General features: G+C 62.8%; 19 protein-coding genes. 7 read left to right on the forward strand and 12 right to left on the reverse strand.

Going from position 1 to position 19,708, the window contains the following annotated elements; genetic code table 11:
* Positions 1-44: 44 nt before the first annotated feature.
* Positions 45-1,232 (reverse strand): FAD-dependent oxidoreductase, encoded by a 1,188-nt coding sequence (locus RN347_RS00265; RefSeq protein WP_311959199.1) that lies wholly within the window; start codon positions 1,230-1,232, stop codon positions 45-47.
* A 112-nt stretch (positions 1,233-1,344) separates the two neighbouring features.
* Between RN347_RS00265 and RN347_RS00270 the strand changes: the two genes are divergently transcribed.
* The 5 genes from RN347_RS00270 (at position 1,345) to RN347_RS00290 (ending at position 5,566) form a co-directional block, all read left to right on the forward strand.
* Positions 1,345-1,905, forward strand: a complete 561-nt coding sequence (locus RN347_RS00270) for a chorismate lyase (RefSeq protein ID WP_311959201.1) — start codon at positions 1,345-1,347, stop codon at positions 1,903-1,905.
* Positions 1,906-1,938: 33 nt separating this feature from the next.
* Entirely contained in the window at positions 1,939-2,829 is an 891-nt protein-coding gene (gene ubiA, locus RN347_RS00275; RefSeq protein WP_263585620.1) for a 4-hydroxybenzoate octaprenyltransferase, read from the forward strand.
* Between the two features lie 99 nt (positions 2,830-2,928).
* Complete coding sequence (gene phoB / locus RN347_RS00280) at positions 2,929-3,618, forward strand: phosphate regulon transcriptional regulator PhoB (RefSeq protein WP_263585619.1); 690 nt, start codon at positions 2,929-2,931, stop codon at positions 3,616-3,618.
* Between the two features lie 3 nt (positions 3,619-3,621).
* Positions 3,622-4,920 (forward strand): phosphate regulon sensor histidine kinase PhoR, encoded by a 1,299-nt coding sequence (gene phoR, locus RN347_RS00285; protein WP_263585618.1) that lies wholly within the window; start codon positions 3,622-3,624, stop codon positions 4,918-4,920.
* Positions 4,921-5,215: 295 nt separating this feature from the next.
* Entirely contained in the window at positions 5,216-5,566 is a 351-nt protein-coding gene (locus RN347_RS00290) for a hypothetical protein (RefSeq protein ID WP_311959204.1), read from the forward strand.
* 334 nt (positions 5,567-5,900) lie between these two features.
* On the opposite strand, the gene cysZ is transcribed toward RN347_RS00290, so the two are convergent.
* From cysZ to RN347_RS00320, 6 genes are all read right to left on the reverse strand, one after another.
* Positions 5,901-6,632, reverse strand: coding sequence for a sulfate transporter CysZ (gene cysZ / locus RN347_RS00295; protein ID WP_263585616.1), 732 nt, complete (start codon positions 6,630-6,632; stop codon positions 5,901-5,903).
* A gap of 80 nt (positions 6,633-6,712) precedes the next feature.
* Positions 6,713-7,438 carry a phosphate signaling complex protein PhoU gene (gene phoU / locus RN347_RS00300; protein WP_263585615.1) on the reverse strand — a complete coding sequence of 242 codons (726 nt, stop codon included), beginning with the start codon at positions 7,436-7,438 and terminating at the stop codon, positions 6,713-6,715.
* A gap of 25 nt (positions 7,439-7,463) precedes the next feature.
* Positions 7,464-8,267 carry a phosphate ABC transporter ATP-binding protein PstB gene (gene pstB / locus RN347_RS00305; RefSeq protein WP_311959216.1) on the reverse strand — a complete coding sequence of 268 codons (804 nt, stop codon included), beginning with the start codon at positions 8,265-8,267 and terminating at the stop codon, positions 7,464-7,466.
* Positions 8,264-9,664, reverse strand: a complete 1,401-nt coding sequence (pstA, locus tag RN347_RS00310) for a phosphate ABC transporter permease PstA (RefSeq protein WP_311959218.1) — start codon at positions 9,662-9,664, stop codon at positions 8,264-8,266. Before pstA ends, pstB begins: the two co-directional genes overlap by 4 nt.
* On the reverse strand, positions 9,664-10,773 hold the full coding sequence (locus RN347_RS00315; protein ID WP_311959220.1) for an ABC transporter permease subunit: 1,110 nt from the start codon (positions 10,771-10,773) through the stop codon (positions 9,664-9,666). The genes pstA and RN347_RS00315 overlap by 1 nt, the downstream gene beginning before the upstream one ends.
* A gap of 81 nt (positions 10,774-10,854) precedes the next feature.
* Complete coding sequence (locus RN347_RS00320) at positions 10,855-11,793, reverse strand: PstS family phosphate ABC transporter substrate-binding protein (protein ID WP_311959223.1); 939 nt, start codon at positions 11,791-11,793, stop codon at positions 10,855-10,857.
* A 132-nt stretch (positions 11,794-11,925) separates the two neighbouring features.
* On the opposite strand from RN347_RS00320, the gene RN347_RS00325 reads away from it, so the two are divergent.
* On the forward strand, positions 11,926-12,351 hold the full coding sequence (locus RN347_RS00325; RefSeq protein WP_311959225.1) for an acyl-CoA thioesterase: 426 nt from the start codon (positions 11,926-11,928) through the stop codon (positions 12,349-12,351).
* Positions 12,352-12,427: 76 nt separating this feature from the next.
* Here the strand turns inward: RN347_RS00325 and RN347_RS00330 are convergent, their stop codons facing one another.
* The 3 genes from RN347_RS00330 to hexR all read right to left on the reverse strand — a co-directional run bounded on the left by RN347_RS00330 (position 12,428) and on the right by hexR (position 16,759).
* A complete protein-coding gene (locus RN347_RS00330) occupies positions 12,428-13,516 on the reverse strand; it encodes a TRAP transporter substrate-binding protein (protein WP_263585609.1) in 1,089 nt (362 codons plus the stop codon).
* A 99-nt stretch (positions 13,517-13,615) separates the two neighbouring features.
* Positions 13,616-15,817: a DNA helicase II gene (uvrD, locus tag RN347_RS00335; RefSeq protein ID WP_311959228.1), complete on the reverse strand. Its 2,202-nt coding sequence runs from the start codon at positions 15,815-15,817 to the stop codon at positions 13,616-13,618.
* Between the two features lie 87 nt (positions 15,818-15,904).
* Positions 15,905-16,759, reverse strand: a complete 855-nt coding sequence (hexR, locus tag RN347_RS00340; RefSeq protein WP_263585607.1) for a transcriptional regulator HexR — start codon at positions 16,757-16,759, stop codon at positions 15,905-15,907.
* A 256-nt stretch (positions 16,760-17,015) separates the two neighbouring features.
* Between hexR and RN347_RS00345 the strand changes: the two genes are divergently transcribed.
* Positions 17,016-17,231: a PA3496 family putative envelope integrity protein gene (locus RN347_RS00345; RefSeq protein ID WP_263585606.1), complete on the forward strand. Its 216-nt coding sequence runs from the start codon at positions 17,016-17,018 to the stop codon at positions 17,229-17,231.
* Positions 17,232-17,327: 96 nt separating this feature from the next.
* On the opposite strand, the gene RN347_RS00350 is transcribed toward RN347_RS00345, so the two are convergent.
* On the reverse strand, positions 17,328-18,671 hold the full coding sequence (locus tag RN347_RS00350) for a sodium-dependent transporter (protein WP_311959230.1): 1,344 nt from the start codon (positions 18,669-18,671) through the stop codon (positions 17,328-17,330).
* Positions 18,672-18,833: 162 nt separating this feature from the next.
* Positions 18,834-19,694 carry a DUF72 domain-containing protein gene (locus RN347_RS00355; protein ID WP_311959232.1) on the reverse strand — a complete coding sequence of 287 codons (861 nt, stop codon included), beginning with the start codon at positions 19,692-19,694 and terminating at the stop codon, positions 18,834-18,836.
* Positions 19,695-19,708 lie beyond the last annotated feature (14 nt).

Below are 19,708 nucleotides of genomic sequence, written 5' to 3' on the forward strand. Positions count from 1 at the left end.
CGCTCAAGCGCGATACGGGGGCTCGAGCGTCTCCGGGTTACGATTTAGCCTAGCAGCGCGGGCACCGCTCTGGAAAGCTCCACTTTCCTTTTGACCGCCTCGCCTGTCAACGCAAACCCGACTAATTGACCATCTTTATCGTCGGCAAGTGCGGTCAACGTATCGCCGTCACCCTCGACGCGCCACTGGGCGACCGGCGCGACCGGCGGATAGGCCACCACGGGTAGAAGCGGCGTTTTGACCACCACCGGCCAGGCGCCGAGGCGTACGCGGGTCGGCTGGCCGGTGAGGGTGGCGGCCAGCGCCTTGACGCTGGCCTGAAGCGGCGGGACGTACATGGCGTTGACGCCGTCGATGCACGCCGCATCGCCCAGGGCGTAGATGCCGGCATGGGAGGTCGCAAGCGTCCGGTCGACCCGAATGCCGCTCTCGCTGACACTGATGCCCGCCTCGCGCGCCAGCGCGCTTCGCGGCGCAAGCCCGGTGGCCATCAGCACCACATCGACGTGATGGGTGTCGTCGCTGTCCAGGCTCAAAACGATATCGTCGTGCTCGCCGGCGGCGATGCGGCTCACCGTGCGACCCAGCGCAAGTTCGATGCCGCCGGCCTCGAACGCGCGGCCCAGCGCCTGGCCAAGCGTTGCCGGCAGAAGGCGGGGCAGCGGCGTGGTCTCCGGGGCGATCAGCGTGACCTGGTGGCCGCCGACAAGCAGGTCGTTGGCGAATTCGCAGCCCACGAGCCCCGCGCCGACAACGGCGACGCGCGCGGGTTCTGGCGCCAGGGCGGTGTAAAAGCGACGGTAATCGTCCAAATCGTTGACGCTGAAAAAGCGCTCGGCGAGCCCCGCGGGAATGTCGAAGGCGTTTCGCGGGCCGGCACCGGTGGCCAGCACCAGCGTCTCGAAGCCCACATACTCGCCGTCTTCAAGGGTGACCCGGCGGCGGTCGCCATCGAGGGCGACGACCCGGGTGTTCGGCCAGAGCGTGGCGTCGAGCTCATTGGCAACGCTGGCGGCGCTTTTTTTGGCGAGCTTCTCCGGTGTCAGGCGCTTGCCAAAGCCCGTCGAGAGCAGCGGCTTGCTGTACTCATCGGCGCTGCCGACGCTTACCAGGGTAATCGAGCGGGTATCACCGAGCCTTCGCAGCTCGCGGGCAAGGCCGATGCCGGCCATGCCGGTACCGATGATGAGAAGATCCACCGGCGCATCGGCGTGAGAGAAAGAGTCGGCCATGCCTTCACCAGACGTTGAAATTCGGGGGCTCGAAACGCGGATGTTCTCGAGAAAAGCGCGTTGGGCCATCATGTTACACTAGCGCGAACGACTTGACCGCTCTGGAGATCGCGTGGCAATACACACTCAGCCGTTAGCGCTTTTTCCGCGCTGGCAACCCGTCGCGGCGTTTCGCCCGGCCATGAGCGCGCCCTGGTGGCAGTGGGTCGCCTCCACCGATTCGCTGACCGCACGGCTGGTCGCGGCGGGCGGGCGCCGCGCGTTTCGGGTACGGCTGCTGCGCCAGGGCGTCGGCGTACCCGAACGCGACGAAGCCCAGGCGCTTGGCCTTGCGCCGCGCCGGCTTGTTTGGTGTCGCGAGGTGGCGCTGTGCATCGATGACACCCCTTGGGTGGTGGCGCGCTCGGTGGCGCCGCTGGCGCAGCTCAAGGGGCTGCATCTCGAGCGTTTGGGTGAGCGTTCGCTGGGGAGCTGGCTGTTTCGCCAGCCAGATCTCGTGCGCGGCGCGCTTTACGCCACCGGCCAGCGTCCGGCGTTCGCTCATCGCCAGGCGCCAGAGCTTCCGAGCGTCTGGGCGCGGCGCTCGATCTTCTACCACGGCGGGCTGTCGCTTTTGGTGCAGGAAGCGTTTTTATCGACCCTGGCGGATGAACCCGATCTGGCTTCGCGCTAAGCTGGGCGCGCGATTTATCCTCGAGAGGTAAGCATGGACCGTTCTCTGCTGCGCCCGACCGGCTGGTCCCGGGCGCGTGATTTCATCACGCTGATGCGCCTCGATCGGCCCATCGGCACCTGGCTTTTGATGTGGCCGACGCTCTGGGCGCTGTGGATCGCCGCCGAGGGCGTGCCAGGACGCGGGGTGCTATTGATCTTTATCGCCGGCGTCTACTCCATGCGCGCGGCAGGATGCGTGGTGAACGACTACGCCGATCGCCACTTCGACGGCCACGTCAAACGTACCAAAAACCGGCCGCTGGCGACCGGGCGCATCGGGGAAGCCGAAGCCAAGGTGCTGTTCATCGCGCTGGTGGCGGTGTCGTTCATTCTGGTGCTGTTGACCAACTGGTTTACCGTGTTGCTGTCGGTGGGCGGGCTTTTGCTTGCCGCCGCGTATCCTTTCATGAAGCGCTATACCCACTTCCCCCAGGTGGTGCTCGGTGCGGCGTTCTCCTGGGCGATCCCCATGGCCTTTGGCGCGGTTCTGGGTCACGTGCCGCTCGAGGCGTGGGTACTATTTCTGGCCAACGTGCTGTGGACCGTCGCCTATGACACCCAGTACGCCATGGTGGACCGCGACGACGACTTGAAGATCGGCATCAAATCCACCGCAGTGCTGTTTGGCCAGGCCGACCGGCTGATCATTGGCCTGCTGCAGGCGGCCACGCTGTTACTGCTGGCCTGGGTGGGGTGGGCTATAAGTCTGGGAGGCTTTTTCTGGCTGGGCCTTGTGGCCATGGCGGCCACCTTCGTGCATCAGCAGCGCCTGATCGTTCACCGCGAGCGCGAGGCCTGCTTTCAGGCGTTTTTGAACAATCACTGGTCGGGGCTTGTGCTCTTCGCCGGGCTCGCCTTGAGCTTTTGGCCGGTGGCGGGCTAAGGTGGCAAAAGCGGGTGTCATAAAACTGTCACTCGCTCATGGTGTGATTGTCACCGATATGTCATCGACCACTTTGCCTGGACACCGTGAGGCCCGCCCATGACCGCCAAAACCGTTTTGATCGTCGACGATGAGGCGCCGATTCGCGAGATGATCGCGGTGGCGCTGGAGATGGCGGACTATCGCGTGCTCGAAGCCGATAACGCCCAGGATGCCCACGCGCTGGTGGTCGACAACCAGCCGGATCTGCTGCTGCTCGACTGGATGATGCCCGGTACCAGCGGCATCGAGTTGGCCCGTCGCCTCAAGCGCGAAGAGGCCACCGCCGAGCTTCCGATCATCATGCTCACTGCCAAGGGCGAGGAAGACAACAAGATCCAGGGGCTCGAGGCGGGTGCCGACGACTACATCACCAAGCCGTTCTCTCCCAGAGAGCTGGTCGCGCGCCTGAAAGCGGTGCTGCGGCGTACCACGCCGCGCGGCATGGAGGACCCGGTGGAAATCAACGGCCTGCTGCTCGACCCGGTAAGCCACCGGGTCAGCGCTCACGGCAAGGCGTTGGACATGGGGCCGACGGAATATCGACTGCTGCAATTTTTCATGACCCACCAGGAGCGCGCCTATACCCGCAGCCAGCTGCTGGATCAGGTATGGGGCGGCAACGTCTACGTCGAGGAGCGCACCGTGGACGTTCACATTCGTCGCCTGCGCAAGGCCCTGGGCGATGCTCATCAGAACCTGATTCAGACGGTGCGCGGCACCGGCTATCGCTTCTCCGCCCGGAGCTAGCGCGTGCACCTGTGGAGCCGGGAACTCTGGCGTATCGCCTGGCTTGCCACGCTCGGGGTGATCATGGGCTGGCTGTTTGGCGCGCCGGGGTTGGGCCTCGCCGCCGGGCTCGGCGTGTGTCTTTTCTACCACTTGCGCCAGCTGCGCGCGCTTTATCTATGGCTAACGCTTACGCCGAGCGAGGAGCCACCCGCCGGGCCCGGGCTCTGGGGCGAGCTTCTGGACCGGCTCTACCGCTACCAGAAAAGTCAGCGCATCACTCAGGGCCGCCTCAGAGCCACGCTTGCGCGTATTCAGGAGTCGTCGGAGGCGATGCGCGACAGCGTGGTCATGCTCGACCGTCACGGCGACCTGGAGTGGTGGAACAGCGCCGCCACAAAGATGATGGGGCTTCAAACCGCCCATGACCGCGGCCAGCACATCACCAATTTGTTGCGCGACCCCGCGTTTGTGCGCTACTTCTCGTCCCGCGAATACAGTGAGCCTCTAACGCTCACCTCACCCATCGACGAACGGCGCATTCTCGAGTATCAGATCACGCTTTACGGCGACGATGAGCGGCTCTTGATGGCACGTGATATCACCCGGCTGCACCGGCTGGAGCAGATGCGCCAGGATTTCGTCGCCAACGTCTCCCATGAGCTTCGCACGCCCTTGACCGTGCTCTCCGGTTATCTGGAAACCTACAGCGATCTGAGCGATCAACTGCCGCCAAGACTTGGCCGCAGCGTCGCTCAGATGCAGGCGCAAACCCTGCGCATGCAGAATCTGGTCGACGATTTGCTGCTGCTTTCGCGCCTCGAGATTGATCAGGGCGGCAAGGATCACCAGCCGTTGGCACTGGGGCCGCTATTGGAAAGCGTGTGTCAGGACGCCCGGGCGCTGTCCGGTCAGCAGCACGAAACGCCCCAGCAGATCGCGCTCGAGATCGAAAGCGACGCGCGGCTGATCGGCAGCGAGCAGGAGCTACGAAGCGCGGTGTCCAACCTGGTGTTCAACGCCGTGCGCTACGCCCCGGGGGGAAGTACGATTACGCTGCGCTACGCCGAGCTTGCCGAAGGCGGCGCCTGTATCGAGGTCAAGGACAACGGTCACGGCATCGACCCGGTACACATTCCACGGCTGACCGAACGCTTTTATCGCGTCGATAAAGGGCGCAGCACGGCCACCGGCGGTACCGGCCTTGGGCTTGCCATCGTCAAGCATGTGCTGATTCGCCACGACGGGCGGCTTTCAATCGAAAGTCGCCCGGGCTTTGGCGCTACCTTCCGCTGTATTTTCCCCGCCGCCCGCTTAAGCTGATCCTCTTTGAAACAACACCTGTACAAGTGTGTCAATATGGCATGTAAGAGTGGTACAGGAATGCTCATGTGTCATTTTTAGCCACTTTCAGAGCGCCTATACAGCCACATGAAACGCATTGTACAGGTTTTGTAATGTTTTATGTTATTGATTTTAAAGTAATTTAATTTTTTATTGGATTTATGGCACAGCCTCTGCAAAGATTTAAGTAAGAAAGACAGCTGCTTCAAAGTAGTCCGCCGCAAGGCACTCTTTCTTACTTTAAGCGGTACCACAGCAATTCAGGAGGTGGAATATGATGTCCAAGGAGCTACTCAAGAAAGCGGGTGTCGTAGGTATTGCGTTTGGTCTGTTGGCAAGCCCGATGGCCTTTGCACAAACCACCGAGCATCCGTCTATCGAAGAGAACCAGGATAGCATGGTCGAGCAGGATGAAACGCAAGATCATGGCGTCAATATGAACACCAATGAGAGCCCTGACTATACCCAGGAAGAGCTCACGACTGATCACCATACTCAAGGCCCGAACGATGAAACGATCGGCGAGCCGGACTCTACGGGCACCGCTCCGGATTCGATAGGCGATACCGATGAAGGCGCCGAAATGTCGCCGGAAGAAGTGGTCGAGAAAAACTCTGAGTCATAAGTAGTAGCTTTAAGTAACATTTGTTTGCAATTTCGGTACAAAGTATTACGCTTACGGAGTGAGCAAAAGAAGGGGCAAGGATGTCCCATTGCACGGATGCTCACCGATTCAAGGAATGAATCAAGCGAAGATCAAAACGTTTGTCAGGGTAGATTCCATGGTTGGAGACCCGCACAAGGATTGGAAGCTTACGTTACGTATCGAAATCGCTAAACGAGATCCAGACCCCGCCCTTTGCGGGGTCTAATTTTTTGTGGGTGCTACTTTCTTGTCGTAAGTATCGATAAGCGTGTGACGCTCTAAAAACCTTGAAACGTGTGACTGTCAGCCGCTTTCAACGGGCAGGCAGCCGTTCAAGATCACGGTAGTGAGCGTCCCACATCAACACTGCCCCGGCGACTGCTCCCGGTAGCAGGAAAAGATTGGCCAGCGGTATCCAGGTGATCAGCGTGACCAGACCCCCGTAGCTCATGCTGGGCCACCAGCGTTCGCCCAGCCGTCGGCGCATCTCCTTGAAGCTAACCTTGTTGTTATCCATCGGATAGTCCAGATAGGTGATCGCCATCACCCAAGCCGAAAACAGCGCCCATAAAAGAGGAGCCGCCAGATTGAGCCCGGGGATCCAGCTGAAGACGAACAGAAGCGCAACCCTGGGCAGGATGTAGCGCAGCTTTACGAGCTCGCGACCTACTGCGTCGAGCGCCGTTTTAGCCAGGCCGCGATCATCCAGCGGTTCTACCCCGGTGGCGGTGCGCTCCACGCGCGCGGCGAGAAACCCATAAAACGGCGCGGCGATAAAATGAGTCACCAGCGTGAACGTAAAAAAGATTGCCACCAGCAGGCTCAAAACGAACAGCGGCCAAAGCAGCCAGTCGAGCCAATCAAGCCAGCTGGGAATGCTCGCCATGGCGTGGTCCAGCCAGCCGGAAAAACGCCGTGCGGTGAAACTCACAAGGCCGATGTAGACGATAAGGTTGATGAGAATGGGGAGAAAGACGTAGCGCCGTTGCCCCTTTTGATACACCAGGCGCAGCCCCTGGCTCAGTGCGGAAACCGCAGTCAGCATGGTTGATCCTTTCGCAATACGCCCGACGAAAAGCGTGGGTGAAGAAGCCGGGCGTATTGCAGGATCAACGCGCTAAAAGGTCAAGGCTTTTTTAGCATCTGCTGGTCGACGCTGTCCGGCGCGCTGTGGCGAATATCGAGCCCCTTGACGAGGTAGACCACGTACTCGGCCAGGTTGTTGGCGTGATCGCCGACACGCTCCAGCGCCCGCAGCACCCACATGATGCTGAGCACCGGTGTGATCGAGCGCGAATCTTCCATCATGAAGGTCATCAGCGAGCGCATGGCGCTACCGTACTCGTCATCCACGGATTCGTCCTCGCGCACCACCTGCATGGCAAGCTCGGTGTCGAAGCGGGCAAAGGCGGTGAGCGCATCGCGCAGCATCTTGCGCACGTGCTCGCTGATGTGGCGCACCTCTACCAGGCCCCGCACGTTACTGGCGTTTTCTGAAAGTAGCAGCGCGTTGCGGGCGATCTTGCTCGCCTCGTCGCCGATACGCTCGAGATCCGAGGTGGCACGAATGACCGCCAGCACCAGGCGCAGATCCGACGCCGCCGGCTGGCGCCGGGCGAGCACGCGGGTGCACTCCTCGTCGATCTTCAGCTGCAGATCGTTGACTTGGCGGTCGTTGTCACGCACTTCCTCGGCCAAGTGGCTGTCGTTTTCCAGCAGCGCATGCACGGCGTTCTGGACCTGCTTTTCCACCAGTCCGCCCATGGCCATCAGGTGAGTTTTCAGCTCTTCGAGCTCCTGATTGAACTGGCGCGAAATATGCTGGCTATGGGTATCGCTTGTAATATCCATCGAGCCCTCCTGAGGGTCGGGTGGGTCAAATGACCCGGCCGGTAATGTAGTTTTCGGTACGCGGTCGTTGGGGGTTGGTGAAAACCTGGTCGGTCGGGCCGTATTCAACGAGCTCGCCGCTGTGCAAAAAGGCGGTGTAATCGGATACCCGCGCGGCTTGCTGCATGTTGTGGGTCACCAGGATCAGCGTCAGCTCGTTTTTGAGATTGCGTATCAGCTCCTCGATCTTGAGCGTGGAGATCGGGTCCAGCGCCGAGGCCGGCTCGTCGAGCAGCAGCACCTCCGGCTTGACCGCCAACGTGCGCGCGATCACCAGCCGCTGCTGCTGGCCGCCGGAGAGCTGCCACGCCGAGCGGTGCAGCTGATCCTTGACTTCGTCCCACAGCGCCGCGGCGGTGAGCGCCCATTCGATGATGTCGTCGCGCTGGCGCTTGGGCAGGCGCCGCTCCAGACGCAGGCCGAACGCCACGTTCTCGTAGATCGACATCGGGAAGGGGTTGGGGCTTTGAAATACCATGCCGACCCGGCGGCGAAGCTGGCTGACGTTGAGATTCGGCGCGTAAATGTCATCGCCTTCCAGCTGAATGCGGCCCTGGTGCGCCGCGTTTTCGTTGAGATCGTGCAGCCGATTGAACGCGCGCAAAAGCGACGACTTGCCACAGCCCGACGGCCCGATGAACGCAGTCACCCGGTGGCGCGGCACCTCGAGGGTGAGCGCCTTGAGCGCCGGCTTGTGACCGTAGGCCAGGCTAAACGCCTCGACGTTCAGGCAGCGCTGCTCGACGGGAAAGGTGACCACCGGCGGCGCGTCGTTCAGGGGCGCGTTCATGACTCTCCTCGCTGTCGGCGTAAATAATGACGCAGGAATATGGCAGTTAAGTTAAGCACCAGCACGATCAGCACCAGCAATAGCGCCGTGGCGTAGACCAGCGGAATCGCCGCCTCGACGTCGTCGCCGTGAAAGGCACTATCGAATAGATGATAGCCAAGGTGCATGAACTTGCGCTCAAGGTGCAGGTAAGGAAACTCCCCGTCCAGCGGCATTTGCGGGGCGAGCTTGGCCACGCCCACCAGCATCAGCGGCGCCACCTCACCGGCGGCGCGAGCCACCGCGAGGATCACACCGGTCAGCATGGCGGGGGTCGCCATGGGCAGCACGATGCGCGTGAGCATCTCCAGGCGCGTGGCGCCCAGCGCCACGGCGCCTTCGCGCTGGGCGTCGGGAATGCGCGCAAGCCCCTCTTCGGTCGCCACGATCACGACTGGCAGGGTCAGCAGTGCCAGCGTCAGCGACGCCCATAAAAGCCCGCCGGTGCCGAAGGTCGGCGAGGGCAATGCGTCGTCGAAAAACCACTGATCGAGCGAGCCGCCCACCCCATACACGAACACCCCCAAGCCAAACACGCCGTAGACGATCGAGGGAACGCCGGCGAGGTTGCGCACGCCGATGCGCACCAGCCGGGTCAAGCGGTTCTGGTGAGCGATCTCGTTGAGATAAACCGCCGCCAGCACGCCAAAGGGCGTCACGATCACCGACATCAATATGACCATCAACAGCGTGCCGAAAATCGCCGGCCACACGCCGCCGCCGGTATTGGCCGCGCGCGGGCCTTCGCTGAGAAAGCGCCACACGCCCTGACCCCAGATCGCAATTTTTTCCCCTATCGAGAGCGCATTCGGTGCCACGAAGGTGTTCACCCCGGACAGCGGCTGAACGAGCCCGCGCCCGCCTGGTGAGAGCAGCACCAGTTCGCCCTCGCGCTCAGAAGGCGGTAGCGCAAGCACCTGGCTAATGCGATCAAAAGCCGCGGCGCCGGTGAGACGCTCGCCGTCGAGCTCCAGCGCGATGAGCCGGCCGATGAAGTCCCCCCAGGGGCTACGCTCCAGACGAATCACGTCTGTCGGGGTCGCAACGCTTACGATCTCGTCAAGGCCTATCCAGCGCCAGTCGGCGCCGGTCAGTTCCCGGTTGCCGGTGAAATAAAGCCGCTCGGTGGCATTGCCGGTGGGCATCGGCGCCTCGCGCAGTGGCTGGCCGATCAGCTGCTCGCCGGAGCCCAGCGTGACCTCCTCGAGGGTTGCCGGCCAGAAATGGCCCAACCCCTTGACGGTGAGAAGTGTCAGCAGCGTGGCCAGCATGAACAGCGACAGCGCCACGCACCCGGCGCAAAGCCAGGCCCAGAGCGCGTCGCCGGGCCATCGGCGGCGGTGAGTAGGGCGCGACATCAGGCGCCTCCCAGCCGCTGATAGCGGCGGCGCAGGCGCTGGCGGACGACCTCGGCCAGAGTGTTGACCAAAAAGGTGAAGAGAAACAGGACCAGCGCCGCGAAGATCAGAAGATGGTAGGTTTGCCCATCCGGCGGCGCCTCGGGAAGCTCGATGGCGATCGCTGCGGAAAACGAGCGCAGCCCCTCAAAAAGGCTTGCGCTCATCAGCGCGGCGTTGCTGCTCGCCATCAGCACGATCATGGTTTCGCCCACGGCGCGCCCGGCGCCGATCATCACCGCCGAGAAAATGCCCGGCCCGGCCATGGGTAGCGCCACTTTCCAAAGCGCCTGCCAGCGGCTGGCGCCGAGCGCCTGGGCGCCTTCCATCAGTGGCCTGGGAATATCGTAAAGCGCGTCCTCGGCCAGCGAATAAACGCTCGGAATGATCGCAAAGCCCATCGCCAGCCCGACGATTAGCGTGTTGCGAGTGGTGTAGTCGATGCCAAAGCGCCGATCCAGAAACGTGGCCAGGTCACTACCCAGCCACTGCTGCTCCAAAAGCGGCGCCGCCCAAAGCGCCAGCGCCGCCATGGCGGCAATCCAGGGCAGCAGCCAAAGCCCCGCGCTTTCAAGCGACAGCGTCCGGCGCAGCGCCTTCGGCGCCAGGTGCCAAAGAATGCCAGCAAGACCCGCCGACAGCGGCAGCCACAATAACAGCGCAAGGGTGCTGGCGAGATGACGCTCGACCCAGGGCGCCAGCACCAGCCCGGCCACGAACCCGATCACCACGCCGGGTACCGCTTCCATCAGCTCAAGACTCGGCTTGATGCGCGCGCGCAGTCGGTCGGTCATGAACAGCGCCGAAAAAATCGCCGCGCCCAGCGCCACCGGCACCGCCAGTACCAGCGCGGCGATGGCTGCCTTGAGCGTGCCCCAGGCCAGGGGGGACAGCGTTTCCAGCGAAAGTGACTCGAAGCGGGTCAGAAGCGGCAGCGTCTCCCACACCAGAAACACGCCGATGGCGAGAATCGCCAGCAGCACGCCGATGCCCGCCGCGGTGATCAAGCCGGTGGCGATTCGATCCTTGAGCGTTCGAAGTGACGAGGGGGCCGGGGAAGGTGGCGTCATAACGACATCATAAAAGGGGGCAAGAGGGTATCGGTATGCCAACCAGGCATCCAACGTTGACTAGCGTAGGTCATTTTCATGTCAGTTTTGTGACACCTCGAGCGCCTCGTCCGCCAAGGGCACGAACCCCGCCGCGCGCACGATCTGCTGGCCCTCATCGGACAGGATCAGTTCGATGAAGGCGCGCTCGGCGGGGGGCAGCGGCGTGTCCGGCGCCGCGTTCACATACAGGTATAAATTGCGCGCCAGCGGGTACTCGCCGCTTTGAATCGTCTCCGGGGTGGGGGCGATGGCCTCACCTTCGGCGTTGACCAGGGCCAACGCGCGAACCATCGGCGTCAGGTGGTGATAGCCGCTGTAGCCCACCGCGTTCGGCGCGCTGCCTACCGCGGCGATGACCGCCGATGAGCCGGGGTACTCGCTGATGTCCGCGCGAAAGCGCCCGCCACACAGTGCGCGCTGGCGAAACAGATCGAACGTGCCGGAGGCCTGGTTGCGCCCGTGAAGCGCTATGTGGCCAAAGGGCCATTCGAGCGGCTGGGGGAGGTCGTCCCAGCGACGAATCGGCGCCTCGCCACCGCAGGCCAGCGTGCTGGAGAAAAGGGCATCCAGGGTTTGCCGCGTGATCGCGCGCAACGGGTTGTGGCGATGCACCACCACCACCAGCGCGTCCCGAGCCACACGAAGTTCCCGGGGCGGGTAGCCGTAGCGCTGCTCGAAGCGTTCGCGCTCGGCGCGGCTCAGCGGGCGCGACATGGGCGCCAGGCGCGTGGTCCCCGCCACCAGCGCCGCCGCGGCAATGGAGGAGCCGCCGGCCTGTAGCTGCATGGTGATGCCCGGATGACGCGCGGCCAGCGCCTCTCCCCAGCGCAGCACCAGACTCGCCATGGTGTCCGAGCCGGTCGCACCCAGGGTGCCGGTGATCGGCGCCGCCCAGGCGGCAGGCGTGGCGAGCCATAAAAGCCCACCCGTGAGAAGCGCCGCGACAATCCTGGCGGGCCTGCTTCTGCAACTCTTCAAACGCACCACCTCTTGTGATTAACTGACGCCGTTGAGTAACACATCATCTTTACCCTTTCCTGTTACAAACATACGTCACCACGATATGCCACGCGACATTCGACAACAACAAGCCCCCGAAGCGACCCGACCATGACACCCCTTGAACACGATCTGGACGATGTGCCTGCCCCGCTTGGGCAGCTGACGTTGAAGCTACTGGCGTCGCGCCAGGAGACCAATCTTTATGGCGATATTCCCGGCGGCTGGCTGGTCAATCAAATGGACCAGGCCGCGGAGCTTGCCGCTGGGCGCGAGGCCTGCGGGCGCACCGCGACGGTGGCGATCGAATCGATGGATTTTTTGAGCCCGGTGCGCGTTGGTTCTACCGTCAGCGTCTACACCCAGGTCAAGGAGATCGGCCACAGCTCGATCAAGATCGACGTCGAGGTGTGGGTCAGACCGCCCCTGGGGCGCACCCTCAATGAGCGCCAGAAGGTGACCGAGGCGCGCTTCGTCGTCGTCGCCCTTGACGACAACGGCCGCATTCGCGCGGTGCATGCGACCAACGAGCTTTAACGCGTCGCTTTTACCCTGAAAAATGCAAAAAGGGCGCCCTGGGCGCCCTTTTTGTCATAACGGAGAGTCGTAAGCGCTACGCACCGATGCTGTCGCGGCCCTTGAAGTAGGCGTACTCGCCGATGTCGCTGAACGGGCGCATCAGCTGTTGGAACGCCGAGTAGGATTCGTAGACGCGGCGCGACTCTTCGTCGTTTTCGGTCTGGGTCTGAATCACCTCGCGGGTCGCCTCATAAAGCGCCTGCATGACGTCGTCCGGGAAGGTGCGAAGCTCGACGCCGTGCTCGTCGACCAGCGTTTCCAGCGCCTGGGCATTATGGAAGGCGAACTCGGTGAACATGGCCAGGTTGGAGGCCCGCGCCGCTTCGCGAATGACCGCCTGCAGATCTTCCGGCAGCTCGTTCCAGGCATCCAGGTTGATGAAGCTTTCGACCAGCGCGCAGGGCTCGTTCCACACCGTGGTGTAGTAGTAGTCCGCCACCTGGTGCAGGCCGAAGGCCAGGTCGTTGTAGGGGCCGACCCAGTCCGCGGCGTCGAGCACGCCGGTTTGCAGTGATGTGAAGATTTCCGAGCCCGGCAGGGTCACGGTGCTCACGCCGATGGCGTTCATCGCTTCGCCGGCAAGCCCGGGCAGGCGCAGACGCAAACCCTGCATGTCCTCGAGCGAGTTAATCTCTTTTTTGAACCAGCCGGCCATCTGCGGACCGGTGTTGCCCACGGCGAAGGGCTTGAGGTTATGGTTGGCGTACACCTCGTCCCACAGCTCCTGGCCGCCGCCGTGGTAGATCCAGGCGTTCATCTCGGTGGTGGTCATGCCAAACGGCACGGCGGTGAAGAACTGCGACGCCGCCACCTTGCCGCGCCAGTAGTAGGGCGTGGAGTGGCCCATTTCGGCGGTGCCGGCGGACACCGCGTCGAACACCTCGAGCGCCGGCACCAGCTCGCCGGCGCCGTGCACGCGAATACGCATGCGCCCGTTGGAGAGCTCTTCCACTCGGCGGGCAAAATCGTTGGCGCCGGTGCCCAGCGCCGGGAAGTTTTTCGGCCAGGACGTGACCATGTCCCAGGTGTAGGTTTCCTGAGCCTGGGCGGTGCTCACGAAGGGAGCGGCGGCGACACCGGCGGCCCCGAAACCGGCGGTCTTGATGAATTGACGGCGTTGCATGAAGGAATTTCTCCACAGAATCTGTTTTTTTATAGTTGCACCTGAGCGCAAGCATCCCAGCCGAGTATGCGCCAAACCGGTTTTGCTGGGCAAGTTAGCCTAAAGGGGGGTGAGCTTGGCAAAGCCCAGTACCAGCCACTTGTCGCCTTCGCCTTCGAAGCTCACCTGCACCCGCGCCCGCGCCCCCTGACCTTCGGCGTTCAAGATCATGCCCTCGCCGAATACCGGGTGGCTGACGCGCTGACCGATATGCAGCTCGGGCAGCTCGCCTGCGGACTCAATCGAGGTTTGCGCGTAGCTGGGGCGCGCTTGCGCGGTCACCGGGCGCGAGACATGGCCGCGCAGGCGCACCTCTTCCAGAAGCTGCGCCGGCAATTCGCGCAAAAAGCGCGACGGGCGTGGAAACACTTCCTTGCCGTGCAGCCGCCGCGTTTCGGCGTGGGTCAGATAGAGCTTCTGCATGGCACGGGTCACGCCCACGTAGCAGAGCCGGCGCTCCTCTTCCAGGCGCCCCGGCTCCTCCACCGACATCTTGTGCGGAAACAGCCCCTCTTCCACACCGGCGATGAACACCACCGGAAACTCGAGGCCCTTGGCGGAGTGCAGCGTCATCAGCTGCACGCTGTCCTCGAACTCCTCGGCCTCGTGGTCGCCGGCGTTGAGCGCGGCCTCGGACAGAAACGCCTCCAGCGCGGTCATGCCTTCTCCCGCTTCTGGCGTTTCAAAGGCATCGCCCTGAGTAAAGGCGCGCGCGGCGGTCACCAGTTCTTCCAGGTTTTCGACCCGCGCCTGGCCCTTCTCGCCGCGCTCGCTCTTGTGATGTTCGATGAGCCCGGTATGGGCAATCACATGATCGATGATCTCATGAAGGGTGAGGCCCGCGGCATCGTTATCGAGCTGCTCGATCAGGTTGGTGAATGCCTGCACCGCGTTGCCCGCCCGGCCCTTGAGCGTGCCGTCGCCGAGCGCGTCGTGCAGCGCCTGCCAGAGCGATACGCTTTCAAGGCGCGCGCGGTGGCGCAGGATCTCGACGGTGCGCGTGCCGATGCCGCGCGTGGGCACGTTGATCACCCGCTCGAGAGAGGCGTCGTCGTCGCGGTTGAGCAGCAGGCGCAGGTACGCCAGGGCGTTCTTGATCTCGAGACGCTCGTAGAAGCGGTGGCCGCCGTAGATGCGGTACGGCATGCCCTGGCGGATCAGCGTCTCCTCGATCAGCCGCGACTGGGCATTGGAGCGGTACAGAATCGCCACGTCGCGCCGGTTCACGCCTTCGTCGACGCGCTCCTTGATGGTATCGACGATGTAGCGCGCCTCTTCGAGATCATTGAAGCCGGCGTAGACCGAAATCGGCTCGCCTTCGACGCCGTCGGTCCACAAATTCTTGCCCATGCGCTCGCTGTTGTGGCTGATCAAGGCGTTGGCGGCGTCGAGAATCGCGCTAGTGGAGCGGTAGTTCTGCTCGAGCCGCACGGTTTTGGTCTCGGGGAACTCCTCCTCGAAGCGGCGGATGTTCTCGATCTTCGCCCCGCGCCAGCCGTAGATCGACTGGTCGTCGTCGCCCACCGCGGTCATCGGCGTCTGCAGGCCGGTCAAAAGCTTGAGCCAGGCGTACTGCAGGGTGTTGGTGTCCTGAAACTCGTCGACCAGCACGTGGCCGAAGCGCTCGCGGTAGTGGTTCAAAAGCGCCGGATTGTCGCGCAGCAGCTCCAGGCTTCGAAGCAACAGCTCGCCGAAATCGACCAGGCCGCCGCGCTCACAGGTGAACTGGTAGCGCTCATAGAGCTCGACCATCTGACCGAGATAGCCGTCACCGTCGACGTTGACCTGGTGCGGGCGAAGCCCCTCCTCCTTGCAGCCGGAGATGAAGCCCTGCACCTGGCGCGGCGGAAAGCGCTCATCGTCGACGTTGTAGTCCTTGATCAGGCGCTTGATCAGCCTGAGCTGGTCGTCGGAGTCGATGATCTGAAAGTTCTGGGGGAGCCTGGCGTCCTGCCAGTGAGTGCGCAGAAGCCGGTGGGCGATGGAGTGGAAGGTGCCCACCCAGACATGGCGCATCGAGATGCCCAACAGCGCCTCGAGGCGGGTGCGCATCTCGCGCGCGGCCTTGTTGGTGAAGGTGACGGCGAGCAGCGCGTAGGGCGAAAGGCCCTCGGCCTGCATCAGCCAGGCGATTCGATGCACCAGCACCCGGGTCTTGCCCGAGCCCGCGCCGGCGAGCACCAGAAGGTTGCCCTGGGGGGCGCTGACCGCCTCGCGCTGAGCGGGGTTGAGCTGATCGAGAATCGCCGTTACGTCATCCATGGTCGCCGCTGCCGGTTTGCAAATGGGCGGGTAGTTTAGCACAGCCCCGCCACTGGACGACCATACAGTGGCGCGAGGGCGGTTTGATCAGCCCTCTTCCGGGTAGCGCAGTGTGTTCAAGCTCTTCTTCACCGCCTTCAGCTGCTCGGCGAGCTTCGGCCCGCGCGTTTTCGCCACGCCCACCGCCAGCACGTCGATCAGCACGAGATGCGCGATGCGCGAGCTCAAGGGCGTGTAGATTTCGGTGTCTTCGTGAACGTCGATGTAGAGCGGTAGGCTCACCTCGCTTGCCAGCGGCGATTCGCTCGGGCAAAGGCCGATCACCGTAGCGCCGGCCTCGCGCGCCAGGCGCACGCTCGCCACCAGCGCCCGGGTGCGCCCGGTTTGCGAGATCGCCACCACCACGTCGCCCTCCGTAAGCGTGACCGCCGACATGTTCTGCATGTGCGGGTCGGCGTAGGCCGAGGTCGAGATTTGCAGGCGAAAGAACTTGTGCTGGGCGTCGAACGCCACCGCGCCGGAGGCGCCGAAGCCGTAGAACTCCACCCGGTTGGCCATCGCCAGCGCGTTCACCGCGCGGCCGAGCGCCTCGTTGTCGAGCCGGTCGCGCACCGATAGAAGCGTCCCCACGGTGGAGTCGAAAATGCTGTGGGAGAACTCCGCCACCGAGTCGCTATCGTTCATCGAGAACTGGGCGAACTGGCTGCCCGAGGCGAGCATCTGCGCTAGCTGAAGCTTGAAGTCCTGAAAGCCGTTGCAGCCCAGCGCCCGGCAAAAGCGCACCACCGTGGGCTCGCTGACGCCGGCCTCGGTGGCGAGATCCACGATGCGCATATGGATCACTTCGTCCGGGTTTCGCAGCACGAACCGCGCGACCTTTTGTTCGGAGCGGCGAAAGTGCTCCATGCGGCGTCTCATTTCATCGAACAGGGCGCGACTCACGGTGAGCTCCTTGAGTGTCAGGGCACGGCCTGGTGCCGTTGGCGTTTGCGACAGTATGCCTGAACCCGGTGCGCTGTGCGCTCCCGGCCCGCGGGCAAGAGGATAGCGTTTAAAGGCCGTTGGCCTCTTTCTTCCTGAGCCGTCATCATTTTGTCAAGTAGGTTATAGTAATAAGTGTCGTGCCGCACTGCATCATTGCTTTCGCCGTCACGGATGCAGGTGGACAAGTGCTTATTCACCCAAGGGAGCATCGATGATGAAAAACGTCGAACGACTGACGTCGCTTAAAAACGAGCTGCTCGATATATTCATGGGAATGGAAGTCGACGAACACACCAAACGCCGCCAGAGCGCCGCCCAGCGCAATCTGCGCGCCCGACGCGGCATCGAGCTGCATCGCGAATCACAGAAGCTGTCGCGCGCGATCGCCCCGCTGGCAGACGAGGAGTTCCCGCCCAGCGCACTCCATTAAGCTTTCAGCGATCAAAATATTGCCGCGTTAATGCGCGGCCATAAAAAAGGCCCTGCCAATGGCAGGGCCCGGGCTTGGCTACAACTTCGCCGCGGTTTAAATGAAGCCCGCCACGAAGACCACGATCACGCCAATGGGCGCGACGTATTTGGTCAGCAGGTTCCACAGGCTGTAGTCGTACACGTCCATACCGAGTTCGCGCCGCGACTCCTCCTTGTCCAGACAGAGCGAGTAGAACACGATCGCGCCAAGGCCGGTCAGCGGAAGCAGAATCTTGCCGGTGAAGGTATCCAGGAAGTCGAAGATGTTCAGCCCGAACAGCAGCACATCGCCCCACACGTTGAACGACAAGAGTGCCGCCACGCCCACCAGCCAGACGGCCAGGGCGCTTACCACCGTGGCGCCCAAACGGCCAAGCGCGGTGCGCTCTTCCAGCGTTTCCACCACCGGCTCAAGCAGCGAGATCGCCGAGGTAAGAGCGGCAAAGGTCAACAGCAAAAAGAAGCCGAGGCCCAGCAGGGTGCCGCCGACCATATTGCCAAACGCGATGGGCAGCGTGACGAAGATAAGGCCAGGACCGCTGGAGGCGTCCAGATTGGTCGCGAACACGATCGGGAAGATGGCAAGGCCGGCCAACAGCGCGATGGCGGTGTCCAGAACGATCACCGTACGCGCGGTGCCGAGCAGGTTGACGTCCTCACCCAAATAAGAGCCGTAAGCCATCATGATACCCATGCCCAGCGACAGGGTGAAAAACGCCTGACCCATGGCCGCCAGCATGACGCCGCCGTCGAGTGCGCTCCAGTCCGGTGTGAACATAAAGGCGAATGCCTGGCCGAAAGCGCCGCTGGTGGCGCCGTAACCCACCAGCACCAGCAGCAGCACGACCAGCGCCGGCATCAGAATGCGCGCGGCGGCCTCGAGCCCCTTGGTAACGCCGCGAGCGACGATGCCCACGACCAGTACCATGAAGAGCGTGTGCCAGATCAGAAGTGAGCCCGGGTTGCCCAGCAGCGCACCGAACGCCGCTTCGCTGGCCGCGGCGTCCTGGCCACTGAACGAGCCGATCACCGCACCGACCGTGTAATTGAGCGACCAGCCGCCGATGACGCTATAAAACGACAGAATCAAAAACGACGCCAATACGCCGCTGACCCCCACCATGGCCCAGCCGCGCGAGCGACCGTGGCGCTTGGCAAGATCCGCCATGGTATTGATCGGGTTTTTCTGACCGCGTCGGCCGATCATCCACTCTGCCACCAGAATCGGCAGCCCCACCAGCGCCACGCAGGCCAGGTAGACCAGTACGAACGCCGCGCCGCCGCTCTCCCCCGTGAGATACGAAAAGCGCCAGATATTCCCAAGACCTACCGCGGACCCCGCGGCGGCCAGCACGAAGCCCATCTTCGAGGACCACTGTGCGTGTGCCAGTTTTGCCATACATCACCCAGGTGTTCAGTTTTTAATATGCGTGTGTGCGTTTCGTCGAGCTCGACCTTGCCAGGGCCAGGCCGAAAGTACGCGCAATTTATAGGAACGCGGCGCACCATGCCAGCCGCTTGGGCTCAGTTTGATGAGCAAAGCATCATGAAACAACCCGTGCTAGAAAAGAGACGTTTGGGTTTCGCCGGGAAAGGCCACAAGAGGCGCCAGAGAAGCTTTTTCGTTCAAGGCGTTATAGAGCAGCCGCGCCATCTGCGGCGAGGCGCGATTATCCGCGGTATGCACAAACAAGAAAGGGGTTTTCCCCTGATTTATCCACAGGTTGATGCGTGATATCCAGGGGGCGAAGTAGCGGCTATTGATCGCTTTGTCAATATGGCCGATGAAGCGAATGACCGGCGCATTTCCCGTGGAAAGCACGTGTAGCGGGAGTTTCGGCTTTTCCTGCTGCGCGCGGGCAAGCCCCTCGTGGCCATTGGGCGGCGTAGAGAACACCGGGCGCACATCCAGCATCACGCGGTTGGCCCCAAAAGTTATCAACAATTGGTTGAGTCTCTTTTCTGCCTCTCCCTTGTGGAAAAAGAGCGGATGGCGCACCTCGACGGCGCAGGGCAGATGCGCCGGCCATCCAGCGAGCAGCGCCTCAAGCCGGGGCAGCTCATCGGGGCCGAAATCCCGCGGAAGCTGGACCATGGTGGGCCCCAACCGGTCGTGCAGCGGCGTAAACGCCTCGAGAAAGCACCATGCCTCATCCAGCCGCGTCAGACGCTGTTCGTGGGTAACGCGGGCGGGAAGCTTCAAACAGAAGCGAAAATCGCTCGGCGCCTGGCGCGCCCAGGCGGCGATGGTCTCGGCCTTCGGCGCCCCGCTATAGAAGGTGGTATTGCCCTCGACGGTCGAAAACACCGCCGCGTAGTCACTCAAAAGCTCGGTTTTGGCGTGGCGGGCGTAAAGGCTGCCCTGCCAATCCTGGTTGGCCCACATCGGCAGGCCCAGGTAGAAGGGGCGCGATGGCTGCATTGGCGCTTGTCTAC

It is taken from the genome of Halomonas sp. PAMB 3264, from assembly GCF_031954245.1.
Taxonomy (GTDB): domain Bacteria; phylum Pseudomonadota; class Gammaproteobacteria; order Pseudomonadales; family Halomonadaceae; genus Vreelandella.